Origin of the sequence: Paenalicyclobacillus cellulosilyticus (genome assembly GCF_014647315.1) — a bacterium.
GTDB classification, from domain to species: Bacteria; Bacillota; Bacilli; order Alicyclobacillales; family Alicyclobacillaceae; genus Alicyclobacillus_J; species Alicyclobacillus_J cellulosilyticus.
Map to the genome: position 1 here is coordinate 1 of NZ_BMOY01000152.1, position 224 is coordinate 224.

Here is a 224-nt window from a genome sequence, read left to right on the forward strand (position 1 = left end):
AACGTCTTGCGCGCGGCCATGCCGTACTCACCGTGTTTATTCTGCCAAAAACGACCGTGGTGATCGTTGGTGTGTAAGACAGTCAATTTATAAGTGGTATCTGCATTCCATTCATGAGCAGGTTGCGAAGCACATCCAGCCAGCGAGGCCAAAATAGCGGCACTCAAAGCGGTTTTGATAATCAGACGCTGATTCATTTTTTTTCCTTTTTCTTATCGGGATTA

1 pseudogene is annotated in these 224 nt (G+C 46.0%); it reads right to left on the reverse strand.

The features are described 5' to 3' along the window. A pseudogene (ushA, locus tag IEX97_RS13305) lies at nt 1-197 on the reverse strand (bifunctional UDP-sugar hydrolase/5'-nucleotidase); the annotation flags it as partial. Nucleotides 198-224: the final 27 nt, after the last annotated feature.